Annotated in this window: 11 protein-coding genes; 9 read left to right on the top strand and 2 right to left on the bottom strand. The window is 34.9% G+C overall.

All coding sequences use genetic code 11. The features are described 5' to 3' along the window. The first annotated feature begins 242 nt into the window (after window positions 1–242). From aspS to B5X55_RS09820, 4 genes are all read left to right on the top strand, one after another. Window positions 243–1,994 carry an aspartate--tRNA ligase gene (aspS, locus tag B5X55_RS09835; protein WP_079512452.1) on the top strand — a complete coding sequence of 584 codons (1,752 nt, stop codon included), beginning with the start codon at window positions 243–245 and terminating at the stop codon, window positions 1,992–1,994. A gap of 248 nt (window positions 1,995–2,242) precedes the next feature. Then, window positions 2,243–4,027 carry a chloride channel protein gene (locus B5X55_RS09830; protein WP_079512451.1) on the top strand — a complete coding sequence of 595 codons (1,785 nt, stop codon included), beginning with the start codon at window positions 2,243–2,245 and terminating at the stop codon, window positions 4,025–4,027. A gap of 44 nt (window positions 4,028–4,071) precedes the next feature. Next, window positions 4,072–4,338 (top strand): hypothetical protein, encoded by a 267-nt coding sequence (locus tag B5X55_RS09825; protein ID WP_079512450.1) that lies wholly within the window; start codon window positions 4,072–4,074, stop codon window positions 4,336–4,338. A gap of 69 nt (window positions 4,339–4,407) precedes the next feature. Beyond that, a complete protein-coding gene (locus B5X55_RS09820) occupies window positions 4,408–4,599 on the top strand; it encodes a cold-shock protein (protein WP_079512449.1) in 192 nt (63 codons plus the stop codon). A gap of 71 nt (window positions 4,600–4,670) precedes the next feature. Here B5X55_RS09820 and B5X55_RS09815 read toward each other — a convergent pair whose 3' ends face one another. Then, window positions 4,671–5,114 carry a nucleoside deaminase gene (locus tag B5X55_RS09815; protein WP_079512448.1) on the bottom strand — a complete coding sequence of 148 codons (444 nt, stop codon included), beginning with the start codon at window positions 5,112–5,114 and terminating at the stop codon, window positions 4,671–4,673. A 64-nt stretch (window positions 5,115–5,178) separates the two neighbouring features. Between B5X55_RS09815 and B5X55_RS09810 the strand changes: the two genes are divergently transcribed. Both B5X55_RS09810 and B5X55_RS09805 read left to right on the top strand, forming a co-directional pair. After that, on the top strand, window positions 5,179–6,945 hold the full coding sequence (locus tag B5X55_RS09810; protein ID WP_079512447.1) for a 1-deoxy-D-xylulose-5-phosphate synthase: 1,767 nt from the start codon (window positions 5,179–5,181) through the stop codon (window positions 6,943–6,945). Continuing rightward, window positions 6,942–8,069: a DUF3078 domain-containing protein gene (locus tag B5X55_RS09805; RefSeq protein ID WP_079512446.1), complete on the top strand. Its 1,128-nt coding sequence runs from the start codon at window positions 6,942–6,944 to the stop codon at window positions 8,067–8,069. Before B5X55_RS09810 ends, B5X55_RS09805 begins: the two co-directional genes overlap by 4 nt. Here the strand turns inward: B5X55_RS09805 and B5X55_RS09800 are convergent. After that, window positions 8,066–9,409, bottom strand: coding sequence for a deoxyguanosinetriphosphate triphosphohydrolase (locus tag B5X55_RS09800; protein WP_079512445.1), 1,344 nt, complete (start codon window positions 9,407–9,409; stop codon window positions 8,066–8,068). The genes B5X55_RS09805 and B5X55_RS09800 overlap by 4 nt on opposite strands. A 178-nt stretch (window positions 9,410–9,587) precedes the next feature. Between B5X55_RS09800 and B5X55_RS09795 the strand changes: the two genes are divergently transcribed. The 3 genes from B5X55_RS09795 (at window position 9,588) to B5X55_RS09785 (ending at window position 13,899) form a co-directional block, all read left to right on the top strand. Beyond that, window positions 9,588–9,944 carry a carboxypeptidase-like regulatory domain-containing protein gene (locus B5X55_RS09795; protein ID WP_079512444.1) on the top strand — a complete coding sequence of 119 codons (357 nt, stop codon included), beginning with the start codon at window positions 9,588–9,590 and terminating at the stop codon, window positions 9,942–9,944. Between the two features lie 375 nt (window positions 9,945–10,319). Then, on the top strand, window positions 10,320–11,522 hold the full coding sequence (locus tag B5X55_RS09790; protein WP_079512443.1) for a porin: 1,203 nt from the start codon (window positions 10,320–10,322) through the stop codon (window positions 11,520–11,522). 73 nt (window positions 11,523–11,595) lie between these two features. Further along, the gene (locus tag B5X55_RS09785; RefSeq protein ID WP_079512442.1) at window positions 11,596–13,899 is read left to right on the top strand and encodes an inorganic phosphate transporter; all 2,304 of its coding nucleotides are present in this window, start codon (window positions 11,596–11,598) and stop codon (window positions 13,897–13,899) included. Window position 13,900 lies beyond the last annotated feature (1 nt).

Genomic DNA, 13,900 nt, shown 5'->3' with positions numbered 1-13,900 from the left:
TAATTAAATTATTGCGTAGTAATACGCTACAAATATACATTTATCTTCTATTTAATCAATGTTTTAATAACTATTAATTTACATTAACTTTACATTGAGTATTTTAAGACCTGACTATCAGTATATTATGTTTTAATATAAACATATTTTCTAGTTTGAATTCAGATTGCAAAACCTGCATCTTAAATAGATCTTTAATGAAATAGACTTCTTAAATTTGCCCTTTCATTAAAGTAAGTATTATGTATAGAAGCCATTCCTGCGGGGAGTTAAGAGAATCACACATTGGCCAAACAGTTACCCTATCTGGTTGGGTAGCTAAGACTAGAGACAAAGGTTTCGTTGTTTGGGTAGATTTACGAGATCGCTATGGTATTACACAACTTGTTTTAGATGAAGACCGTACCTCAAAAGAATTATTAGAGCAAGCAAGAAATTTGGGTCGTGAATTCGTGATTCAAATTAAAGGAGAGGTAATAGAAAGAGCTTCAAAAAACCCTAATATCCCTACAGGGAATATAGAGGTTTTGGTTTCTGAGCTTACCATCTTAAATGAATCTAAAACTCCTCCATTTACGATAGAAAATGAAACTGACGGTGGTGAAGACCTTCGTATGAAATATAGATATCTGGATATCCGTAGAAATCCGGTAAAAAACAACTTAATCTTTAGAAGTAAGGTAACTATGGAGGTGCGAAAATTTCTATCGAACCAAGGTTTTATAGAAGTTGAAACTCCATATTTAATAAAATCTACCCCAGAAGGTGCTCGAGATTTTGTTGTTCCTAGCCGAATGAATGAAGGTCAATTTTATGCTTTGCCACAATCACCGCAAACCTTCAAGCAATTGTTGATGGTAGGTGGTATGGATAAATACTTTCAAATTGTAAAATGCTTTAGAGATGAAGATTTACGTGCCGATAGACAGCCAGAATTTACGCAGATAGATTGTGAAATGGCATTCGTAGAACAAGAAGATATCCTAAACGTATTTGAAGATTTAACCAAATATCTTTTAAAAGAAGTTAATGGTGTAGAAATCGATTCTTTTCCACGGATGACCTATGATGATGCCATGGCAAAATACGGGAACGATAAGCCCGATATTCGTTTTGGCATGGAATTCGGAGAACTGAATACCATAGCTCAACATAAAGAATTTTCAGTTTTCAATGATGCTGAATTAGTAGTTGGTATTGCTGTACCAAGTGCGGCTGAATACACTAGAAAAGAACTTGATGCACTAGTAGACTGGGTAAAACGCCCGCAAGTTGGCGCAAAAGGAATGGTCTATGTAAAATGTAACGCTGATGGAAGTTTTAAATCTACCGTTGATAAATTCTACAATCAAGAAGATTTAGCTAAATGGGCAGAAATAACTGGCGCTAAATCAGGTGACCTCATCTGTGTATTATCTGGCGATGCCAATAAAACAAGAACACAACTAAGCGCGCTTAGAATGGAAATGGCTACAAGACTAGGCCTTAGAAAACCAAACGAATTTGCTCCATTATGGGTAGTAGATTTTCCATTATTAGAGCTTGATGAAGAAACAGGGCATTACCATGCTATGCACCACCCATTCACCTCTCCTAAACCTGGTCAATTAGAATTATTAGATTCTGATCCAGGTGCGGTTCGTGCTAATGCATATGACCTTGTGTTAAACGGTAATGAAATTGGTGGTGGTTCTATTCGTATTCATGATAAAGATACACAAGCAACCATGTTCAAGCATTTAGGTTTTACTCCTGAAGAAGCAAAAGCACAATTCGGATTTTTAATGGATGCTTTCCAATATGGAGCTCCACCACATGGCGGACTTGCGTTTGGTTTAGATAGACTAGTTGCCATTTTAGGCGGACAAGAAACGATTAGAGATTTCATCGCCTTCCCTAAAAATAATAGTGGAAGAGATGTGATGATTGATGCTCCTGCACCAATTGATGATGCACAGTTAAAGGAACTGAGTTTGAAGTTGGATTTGAAATAAAATCCACCATCTGAATAATAGTTGAAAATCCTGCCTAGTGCAGGATTTTCTATTGACTTCAATTCGAGCAAAGCAATCACAACTATTTAAAATTCCTATGAATAAATCGAAATGCTTCTTCCTTTAATTATATTTTCGTTACCGAAAGCACTCATTTATAGTTTTTTAGAAATACTCTTATTCATTTCTTAAAGAATCATAGCAAGTAATTAAATACCTTTGAACACTATAAATGACATGGTTGCAACATGCCCATTCAAAAAAACAAGATTTTAAGACGTATTTATAAGTGGAGGTATAAACATATCTCCCAGAAGACCTTTATCTATATCTTAAGTGTTGCAGTTGGTCTTTTGGCTGGTTTGGCGGCAGTGACGTTGAAAAACATTACTTATTTTATTGAGGCATCCCTAGAAAAAGGTATCATTTTTTCTAGTAATCAGCTATATTTCATTCTACCTATAGTCGGCCTTACCCTTGTATATCTTTATGTAAAATACATCCATAAAGAAAAATTAAAACATGCCGTTTCGTCCATTCTATTCTCATTATCAAAAAACAAAGGAAATATTGACGTAAAGCAAGTTTACACACAATTGATTATTGCGCCTTTAACGGTAGGTTTCGGTGGATCAGTTGGTTTATTGGGTCCGGCAGTAGCAACGGGTGCGGCAATTAGTTCTAATCTTGGTCGGTTATTTCATATCAATTCAAAAACTCGTTCCTTATTAATTGCATGTGCCTCAGCAGGTGCAATTTCGTCCATATTTCAATCACCCATTGCAGCCATAATTTTTGCTGTCGAGGTATTTAGTTTAGATCTCACCATGATATCAATGCTACCCCTCTTACTAGCTTCGATAAGTGGTGTACTTACCTCCTACTTTTTTATGGGTAACGAAGTGCTTTTCAATTTTACGATAACTGAATCTTTTGAAATTAAAGACACCTTGTTTTATGTTCTGCTTGGTGTTGGTACTGCTGTTGCATCTATTTATTTCACCAAAATGTACTTTGGCATCATCAACCTCTTTAAGCCTTTAAAAAGTCCGAAATATCGCCTTTTGGTTGGCGGACTCGCAATAGGAATAATGCTGTATATGATTCCGCCTTTATATGGTGAAGGTTTTGTGTTTATTAATAATTTATTAATCGGAGATCACATTCAAGCTTTAGGTAAAACTCCTTTTGATGCTTATATCAATAATATTTGGGTGGTTATCGCTTTACTATTTGGCATAACCATTTTTAAAGCGGTAGCGATGACCACTACATTAGCGGCTGGTGGTGCTGGGGGTATTTTTATCCCAACAATGGTTATGGGCAGTGCCCTAGGTAATGTTGTTGCCAAAATCATCAATAATTCTGGCTTAGGCTTCTCGGTATCTGAAAGTAATTTCACCTTAATAGGCATGGCAGGTCTTATTGCAGGGGTTCAGCATGCTCCACTTACAGCCATATTCCTTATCGCTGAAATAACAGGCGGGTATGCGCTTTTTGTACCCTTAATGATAACAGCATCTATCTCATATATCATCACCAAAAACACTGTAGATTATACAATTTACACGCGTGAATTAGCGGAGAGTGGCGACCTATTGACCCACAATAAAGATCATGCGGTTCTTACACTTATGGAATTGGATACGGTTATAGAAACCAATTTTAAAATTGTGCACCCAGAAATGACATTAGGCGAAATGTTACATGATTCCGTTGCCAAATCGACCCGAAATATATTCCCAGTTGTAGATGTAGACCATAAGTTTTTAGGTATTATTCTATTAGATGATATTCGAGAATTTATGTTCGACACTAAATTATATGCTACCACCAAAGTTGAAACATTTACTCATATGGCGCCTGACCATATATATTATGGCGAAGATAGTATGCAGACAGTGATGCAGAAATTTCAGGATAGTGGCGCATGGAATCTTCCGGTGGTTAAAGATGGAAAATACATGGGTTTCGTGTCGAAATCTAAATTACTGACTGCCTACAGAAGAGAATTGATAAGATTTACCAAGTAATTAAACAAACATAATTTTAAACGACCTCTAAAACAATTAAACATATGAAATACCTAATTACTACAATTGTACTTATTTCTATTGGATTAATTATTTACGGATTTAACCTGGAGGAAGGACAAGCAGATACCGCCAATAAATTTATAGGCTCTGGCACATTAGGATTGTTTTTATTAGCCATGCCGCTCTTCTTAATCAAAGAGAGTAAAGGCAAAAAATTCAATGATTATATGTTGACCGATGAAAACGTTCGTAAAATGCAAGGGAAAAAACCTAGAAACACTGATAATCAAGATACTCCGACAAATTAATAAATCCATTCACTACCAATCAAAGCAAAAATATAGTAAATTAGAGTGTTAATATTAAATTTCAATACAATGATTGGCACCGTCAAATTTTACAATGAATCTAAAGGCTTTGGGTTTATTACAAACGAAGAAACAGGAAAAGATATTTTTGTTCATGCCACCGCTTTACATGGAACAGAAATTAGAGAAGGAGATAAAGTGAGTTATGAAGAAGAAGAGGGAAGAAAAGGTACTGTAGCCGGACAGGTGCAAGTACTATAAAAATATTCTTTTTTGCCTAAAATCAATCTAACCACGCAAATGCGTGGTTTTTTTGTTTTAAGTCATAGCTACTACTTTCTTTTTTTTTGAAAAAACTGTTGTAATAATGAAGCCGCCTCATCTGCAAGAATACCACCCATAATCCTCGTTTTTGGGTGTAATGTTGTTCCCATTACACCACAACCTCGTTGTACATCGGTAGATCCATAAACAATTTTACCTATCTGGCTCCAGTATAAAGCACCCGCACACATTTGGCAAGGCTCTAAGGTTACATACAGTGTACAATCTTTTAAATACTTACCCCCTAGAAAATTAGCAGCTGATGTAATCGCTTGCATTTCTGCATGTGCCGTTACATCGTTCAATTTTTCGGTAAGATTATGTGCCCTTGCAATAATGCGGTCTTGCACTACAATTACAGCACCTACTGGCACTTCACCCGCTTCTAAAGCATATTCTGCTTCTTGAAGCGCCTTTTTCATATAATAAGCATCATCATAAGGTAAAACCATAGCTTCAAAAATACGATAGTTTCATTTTTAAAAAAGTATTTTTGTTGTCCATTACAAAGGTAATTTGAAAGCAATTCTAGAACATATAAATACTCCTCAAGATCTCAGAACTTTAAACCTTAAAGATTTAGAGCAATTGACTATTGAACTTCGTGAATTCATCATAGATATTGTTTCGGTAAAAGAAGGTCACTTAGGTGCAAGTTTAGGGGTGGTAGAATTAACGATTGCCCTTCATTATGCATTCAATACGCCAATAGACAAATTAATTTGGGATGTAGGTCACCAAGCCTACGGACACAAAATACTTACCGGCCGAAAATCAATATTTGAAACCAATAGGCAATTTGGTGGTATAAGTGGTTTTCCAAAAATGGAAGAAAGTATTTATGATGCTTTTGGAACTGGTCATAGTTCTACCTCTATTTCGGCGCTTTTAGGCATGGCACTTTCAGCACAATTACAAGGAAATATACAAAGACAACATATTGCTGTAATTGGCGACGCATCTATCGCTAGCGGTATGGCATTTGAAGGATTAAATCATGCTGGGGTAACCAATACCAATATTTTGGTAGTACTAAACGATAACGCAATGGGTATAGATCCCAGTGTTGGTGCTTTAAAAAAATACCTAACTAATGTAAAAACAGGAACTGCAAAAGAAGAGAATATATTCGAATGCCTAAATTTTCATTATACCGGACCCATTGATGGTCATAACCTACCCTTATTAATAAAAGAATTAGAACGACTAAAAAAGATAGAAGGCCCCAAATTATTACATATTATTACTACCAAGGGTAAAGGACTTAAGAGCGCTGAAGAAAACCAAGTAGTTTATCATGCGCCTGGTAAATTTAACAAGCAAACCGGTGAACTACAAAAGAAAGAGCTTCAGCAACTTCCTCCGAAATATCAAGATGTATTCGGAAAAACCTTGGTTGAATTGGCCTTGAAAAATGAAAAAATAGTAGGTATTACACCAGCGATGCCAACGGGTAGTTCTTTAAAATTTATGATGGATATCTTGCCAGAAAGAGCTTTTGACGTGGGTATAGCCGAACAACATGCTGTAACCATTGCAGCGGGTATGGCAACTGATGGTCTAATTCCATTTTGTAATATATACTCCACATTTTTACAACGGGCTTATGACCAAGTTATTCATGATGTAGCCATACAAAACCTACCTGTAATCTTTTGTTTGGACCGTGCAGGTCTAGTTGGCGAAGATGGCCCTACACATCATGGTGTGTTTGATATTGCATACCTAAGATGTATCCCAAATCTTATAATCTGTTCTCCTATAAACGAGATAGAATTAAGAAATATAATGTACACCGCCCAACTAGGATTAGAACATCCTATTGCGATACGTTACCCTAGAGGAAGGGGTAACATTTTAGACTGGCAAAAATCTATGAGCAAAATGACCATAGGTAAAGGTGTACTTTTAAAAGAAGGAAATAAAATTGCCTTTCTCACCACAGGGCCTATTGGAAATGTAGCAACCGAAATCATTAATGAGATTGAACAAAATTCAAACTTAGCTCATTTCAATTTTCCATTCATTAAACCTTTAGATGCAGAATTGCTAGCACACATAATTCAAAAATTTAATCATATCATCACTTTAGAAGATGGTTCTGCAATTGGAGGATTTGGCACTGCCGTATTAGAATTTGCAAATAATACTGGAAACCATAAAATAATTAAGATATTTGGCATTCCTGATTTTTTTATTCCACACGGCAATACCGAAAGACTATATAAAGAAGCAGGAATAGATAAGATGTCCGTAAAAAAATATGTACAACAGTTTCTATGAGAAGAATACTTTCGCAACCCATTAAGTTTATAGCCCCTTTACTTCTTTTAGTGTCAATTTGGTCTTTCGGCCAAGACACCATTCCGGCGCCTATTTTGGTAGATAGCATTGTAGTTGACAGCGTTGTAATTGATACCATTGTTATACGAAGAACGGTAGACAAAATATATTCGCCGAGAAAAGATGTCAATTTAAATATTCCTAATATCAATTTTAATAAGACCAAGACCTTACAAGAAGGTTTTCAACGATTTAGAGTACCCTCATTTTGGGAAAAAGAAAATAGTTTCGGTATAAATGTTAGTGAAGTAGCCTTTGTCAATTGGAATGCTGGGGGTGATAATGCTGTTAGTGGTCTAGGGTTTTTGAAATTTGCTAGGAAATATAAGTTCAGCCACTTTCAGTGGGATAATAATTTAGAACTGCGTTATGGTCTTAATGCACAAGATGGACGAAAACTTAGAAAAACAGAAGATGTAATTCGATTAAGTTCAAACCTAGGTTTTCGAAAAGACACCATCAGTAATTGGTTTTATTCCGTTCAGCTCAACTTTAACACCCAGTTTTCTAACGGTTATAAATATCCAGATAGGGATACCCCAATTTCAAGATTTATGGCACCTGGTTACCTGTTATTTGGAGCAGGTACCTCATTTATAACTAAAGATCAAAAATTCAATTTGTATTTATCTCCCCTTACACAAAAATCGACCTTTGTATTGGATCAAGACTTAGCAGATAATGGCGCATTTGGTGTAAATGAAGCAATACTAGATGCTGATGGAAATGTGATAACCCCTGGTGAAAATCATCTACTTGAAATCGGGATACTCATCACAAATAATTTTAATTATAACATTGCCGATAACATCGAATTAAAAAGTAGGCTTAATCTATATACCGATTACATTAAAAGTTTTGGTAACATTGACGTAGACTGGGAACTGAACCTTAATATGAAAGTAAATAAGTTCATAAGCACCAGTTTAGGTACACAAATGATTTATGATGACGATATCCTATTTGACGTCGTTAAAAATGACAACGGTACCATTTTAAACCCAGGTATACCCAAAATACAATTCAAACAAATATTGGCGGTAGGTATACTTTATGGTTTCTAAAGCTGCCTGCCTTTAATTTTATTGTGAATATGAACTGCTGCACTATCTGAAAGGCTTGCAACATAACAGCACGTATTCAATAATATATCATAAAGTGACTTGTCTGTTTGCTGATAAAACCCTGGTAAGGTTCGCAACATAAGATTATGATAATTCGATGCATTATCATATTTCTTACCAATTAAAGCCCCAATGTAAACATCTAAAATATCAGATATGATAGTATACCCAGCAATCTCCTTTTCAACTACTTCTTGAGATTGATATATTTTCTGAACACTTAGACTAATGATATCTTCAATCTGAGCTTTATAACCGCTTTTATCCATTAGAGATACTTCAAAAGTACCATTTAAAATACTCTCTTCATTCTCTATAAAAATAGAAACCGCATCTTGAATCAGCGTGTTTATGGCTAAAGCACGCAAATAACTTAGCCTGTCTTCCATATACTCTAAAGAATTATACTTATTGGTATTTATAGTGTTCTTTACCAATTTAATTAAGTATTCTAAAGCATAATCTTCAGAGATAAGTCCTAAATTAATACCATCTTCAAAATCAATAATGGTATAGCAAATATCATCGGCGGCTTCAACTAAAAATGTTAATGGATGCCTTCCATAAGAAACCGTACCATGATTGCTTCTCGTTGGTAAGCCTAAATCTTGAGCTATTTCCTCAAAAATATATTTCTCACTCTGAAAGAACCCGAATTTTTTATCACAAATATGCTTCGTGGGTTTTTTCGGAAGTGATTCTTTTGGATATTTCATAAATGCACCCAAAGTAGCATAACTTAATCGCAAACCTCCTGACACCCCTGCTCTATCTTGAGTCATTAACCTAAAACCATTGGCATTACCTTCAAAATCTATAATATCTTGGTATTCCACTTCAGAAAGTTGCTCTTTGTATTTTAAACCGTTTCCTGTTTTAAAATACTCGCCAATCGCTTTTTCACCACTGTGCCCAAAAGGCGGGTTACCAATATCATGCGCAAGTGCAGCCGCAGCAACAATGGCACCAATATCATTAAACTTATAACCATGAACCTCCTTTAGATAAGGATGCTTCTCTATAATTTTTTTGCCCGCTAACCTACCCAAACTTCTACCAACAACCGAAACTTCAAGACTATGAGTTAATCTGGTATGCACAAAATCTGTCTTTGATAATGGTATTACTTGAGTTTTATCTTGCAAACTTCTAAAGGCAGAAGAAAAAATAATTCGATCATAATCTACATCGAACCCTAATCGGGTCTCATCCTGCTCGTTTCGTAAACGTTTATTCTTATCTCCTTGCCTGCGTAAAGAAAGTAATTGCTCCCAATTCATGTATTCTCTTTTATAAGTCTGCAAGATACATTTTTTGCTATTTCATCATAGAAATAGAAAAGTCAAACTAGAAATTAGTTGAACAATCTCTTAACCATTAAGAGACACATTAATAATCCTCGCATAACCTTAACTTAACCTAGCCGTAGTTTCTTTGTAGAAGAAATTAAAAACACAAATGAAACAGGTATTTTTTCTCATTACACTAATGATTTGCTCATTATCTTTTGGACAGGAAAACAGTTCTCTACAAGGCAATATATTAGATGGCGAACTTTTTAACGAACCGTTATTAATGGCTACCGTATCCATAGAAAATACTACATTATCTACACACACAAATTTTCATGGTAAGTTTGAGTTTGACAACCTTACACCAGGAACTTATAATATCATAGTACAATTTTTAGGCTATGAAACTATTAAATTACCAGTTACTATTACTTCCGGTGAAACAATTAACGTTCAAGCTAGCCTACAATCTAAAACCTTAAGCTTAATTGGTATATCTACCTTAAAAACCACCTCAAAATAATAAGCGGCAAAATATTCAAAATCAACTAAGCATAAAGTTGGTTTTATAAAAGCGCTCACATAAATTAAAGATTACTTAATGTTAGCGTTACACAACTGTGATGAATAACACTGAACTTCGTTACTGTCTTTTGACAACCCGATTTCTTATACTATTAGTTTTTGTCGACTAGTTTTTTGAAATCTTAAGCTACCTTCTTCAAGGTAGCTTTTTTTATAAATACTACTTATCATTGGCGAAGACATTCTTTGTTTTGTCAAGTTTAAAATAAACTTAATACTCCAGACATTAAGAACACCACCAAATGTTAATATTAAGAATACATTAACTTAACATTCGTTTAAGTAATTTGCAGTCGACAAAAACTAATACATAATGAAAATTGCCCCAATTTGGCTATGCCTAATTTTATTAATTACATCTAGCGCTATAAGTCAAGAATCAAATTCTCCATCTTTTGGTAAAGGCTTGTTCAATCTAGTTGGAAAAGATAGTTCATGGACCATGAATGTAGGCGCTAGAATGCAAATACTAGCAATAAGTAATTGGGATGCGGTTGATGGTGGTCTTATAAATCCTGAGCAAAATTTCCTTGTCCGTAGAGCGAGACTTAAATTTGGCGGATATGCATACTCACCTAAATTAGAATACAAACTAGAACTAGGTCTTTCTAATCGAGACATTTCAGGGGCTTCGCAGTTTACGAGTAACGCACCAAGGTATATTCTTGATGCAGTGGTTAAGTGGAATTTTTACGAAAATTTTGTATTATGGTTCGGCCAAACTAAATTGCCCGGCAATATAGAACGTGTAATTTCATCTGGCGATTTACAGCAGGTTAATCGCTCCTTATTAAACAGCAGGTTTAATATTGACCGTGACATGGGCTTTCAGTTAAGACATAAATTCAACCTTTCTGAAAAATTTTTAGTTCGCGAAATATTTGCAGTATCTCAAGGAGAGGGGAGAAATATTACCACAGGCAATCTAGGTGGTCATCAATATACTACTCGTCTAGAATTACTACCTTTTGGAGAATTTTTAAGTAAAGGGGAGTATAAAGGTAGTGATCATAAGCGAGAGCAAACTCCCAAATTAATGGTGGCAGCAACCTTCGACAGTAATCAAAATGCAGTAAAAACTAGAAGTAATCAAGGCTCCTATATGTTCAATGATACAGGTTTTTATGAAACTGATATTAGCACACTTTTTATAGATGCAATGTTTAAATACAATGGGTTCTCTCTTATGGGAGAATATGCGCATAGAACTGCTGATAATCCCATAGCTATAAATTCAGATGGCTCGCTTACCGGAGATGAAGTACTAGTGGGAGATGGAATAAACCTACAAACCGGCTATTTGTTCAAGAACAATCTAGAAGTATCTGGCCGATTTACCAATATTAAACTTGATGAAGAAATAACGGGAAGAAATCCTCAATCACAATACACTTTTGGGCTTTCAAAATACATTGTAGGGCATAAATTAAAAGTTCAGACAGACTTAAGCTACCTTTCAGAAGATGGCGGTCAAGATGGCTTGATGTATAGATTACAGTTAGACATTCATTTTTAACAAAAAATAACCTTTACGTAACATTACAGCGGGAAGCGATAATGATATTTGCAAATTCTTAGAGTACTATATTATGGACAATATTTATTTTTTAATGCTTATCGCACTTGCCATATTGGCTGTAGCGGATCTTGTTGTAGGAGTTAGTAACGATGCGGTGAATTTTTTAAATTCGGCAATTGGTTCTAAAGCCATATCATTTAAAACTATAATGATCGTAGCCAGTTTTGGTATCGCTGCAGGTGCACTTTTCTCTAGCGGTATGATGGAGGTTGCGAGAAAAGGAATCTTCAATCCAGGTGAATTTTATTTCGATGAGATAATGTTCATTTTTATGGCCGTAATGATTACTGATATTTTGTTGTTAGATTTCTTTAATACCCTTGGTATGCCAACATCAACAACTGTTTCAATAGTTTTTGAGCTTTTAGGTGCAGCAGTGGCGATGTCATTGATTAAAATTGGAGCAGATAATGGAAGTTTTACAGAGGTAGTTAATTACATCAATAATGACAAAGCCATTCAAATTATATTTGGAATATTACTTTCTGTTGTAGTTGCCTTTTCTATTGGTGCTTTGGTGCAATGGGTTTCAAGATTACTTTTATCTTATAACTTTGAGAAAAAACCAACATGGGTAGGTGCTCTTTTTGGTGGATTCGCTTTGTCCTCTATAACTTACTTTATTCTAATGAAAGGTATAGGCGGTACATCTTTTGCTGGTGAGAGTTTTGATATCATTGGTGGTATTACTATAAAAGAATTCTTGGAGACTAAAGTAGTGGTCTTAGTACTTATTAACTTTTTAATTTGGTCAGTTCTATCCTTCATTTTAATGAAATTCGCCAACACCAATATATATAAATTAATTATTGGAGTTGGTACATTCGCTTTGGCCTTAGCTTTCGCTGGTAACGATTTGGTAAACTTTATTGGAGTGCCAATTGCTGCATGGCAATCATATGAAGCTTGGGTGGCTTCTGGTGTTGCTGCATCAGAATTTAGTATGGGTATATTGGCGAAAAAAGTTCCCACACCAACCTTGCTTTTATTTATAGCAGGTATGGTAATGGTACTTACTTTGTGGTTTTCTAGTAAAGCTAAAAGTGTGGTTAAAACTTCTTTAGATCTTTCTAGTCAAGAAGATACTAAAGAAAGGTTTCAGCCAAATTTTCTATCACGTGGCTTGGTTCGATTAGCGATAGCTATTTCAGAGTCATTAACTTATATTTTGCCTAAATCATGGCAAACTAAGATTGACAAGCAATTTGAAAAACCTGTAATTGCTTTAACTAAAAACAAGGTACATGAGTTACCTGCTTTTGATATGGTGCGCGCGGCCGTAAATCTTATGGTAGCAGGTATCTTAATCTCGGTTGCTACATCATATAAATTACCCTTATCAACCACTTATGTAACGTTTATGGTCGCCATGGGAACATCTTTAGCTGATAGAGCTTGGGGTGCCGAAAGTGCTGTATATAGAGTCGCAGGGGTGCTTAATGTTATCGGTGGATGGTTCGGTACAGCAATTATCGCTTTTGTTGCCTCTGGTACTATTTTGGCGCTGATTAGTTTTGGTAAAGGCGCTGCGATAGCAGTACTTTTATTATTGGCCATATTACTACTTGCAAGAAACTATATTTCACATAATAAAAAGGCAAAAGAATTACGTGCAGAAGATTCGCTGAATAGAGCTGAGAGTAGTTCTATACAAGGTGTAATAATAGAAAGTGCTGAGAATATTTCAAATGTTTTAAAAAGAACAAATAAAATTTACACGAACTCCATTAACGGTCTTGCAAAACAAGATGTTAATTTGTTGAAAAAGAACAAAAAACAAGGAGAGAAACTCTCAAATGAAATTGATGATTTACGTGACCATATCTTTTATTTTATCAAAAATCTTGATGAAAATAGTATTGGTGCTAGTAACTTCTATATTAATGCACTTGGTTACTTGACAGATATAGCTCAATCTTTGGAGTATATTGGAAAAGTTAGCCACAAGCATGTCAATAACAATCATAAGAAATTAAAATATAATCAGATAAAAGAGTTGAAGCAAATTGATTTAAAACTTGAAGAAATTTTAAATCAAACTCAAACAGCTTTTACAAATCAATCTTTTGAACAAATTGGTTTTGTCTTAGATCAGAAAGAAGAACTGTTCGCTATGGTTTCTGACAAAATTCAAACTCAAATTGCTAGAACACGTACAGAAGAATCTAGTCCGAAAAATACGACCCTATACTTTTCTTTATTGTTGGAAACAAAAGACTTGATAACCTCTACGATGAATTTGTTACAACAATATCATAATGAACACGATAGTTCTATAGCACCAGCAACTATTGAACACCCTAAAAAGTCGTAAC

This window comes from Maribacter arcticus (assembly GCF_900167935.1).
GTDB classification, from domain to species: Bacteria; Bacteroidota; Bacteroidia; order Flavobacteriales; family Flavobacteriaceae; genus Maribacter; species Maribacter arcticus.
Note: the sequence above shows the minus strand (reverse complement) of the source record. Positions and strands in the feature narration are given on the sequence as shown.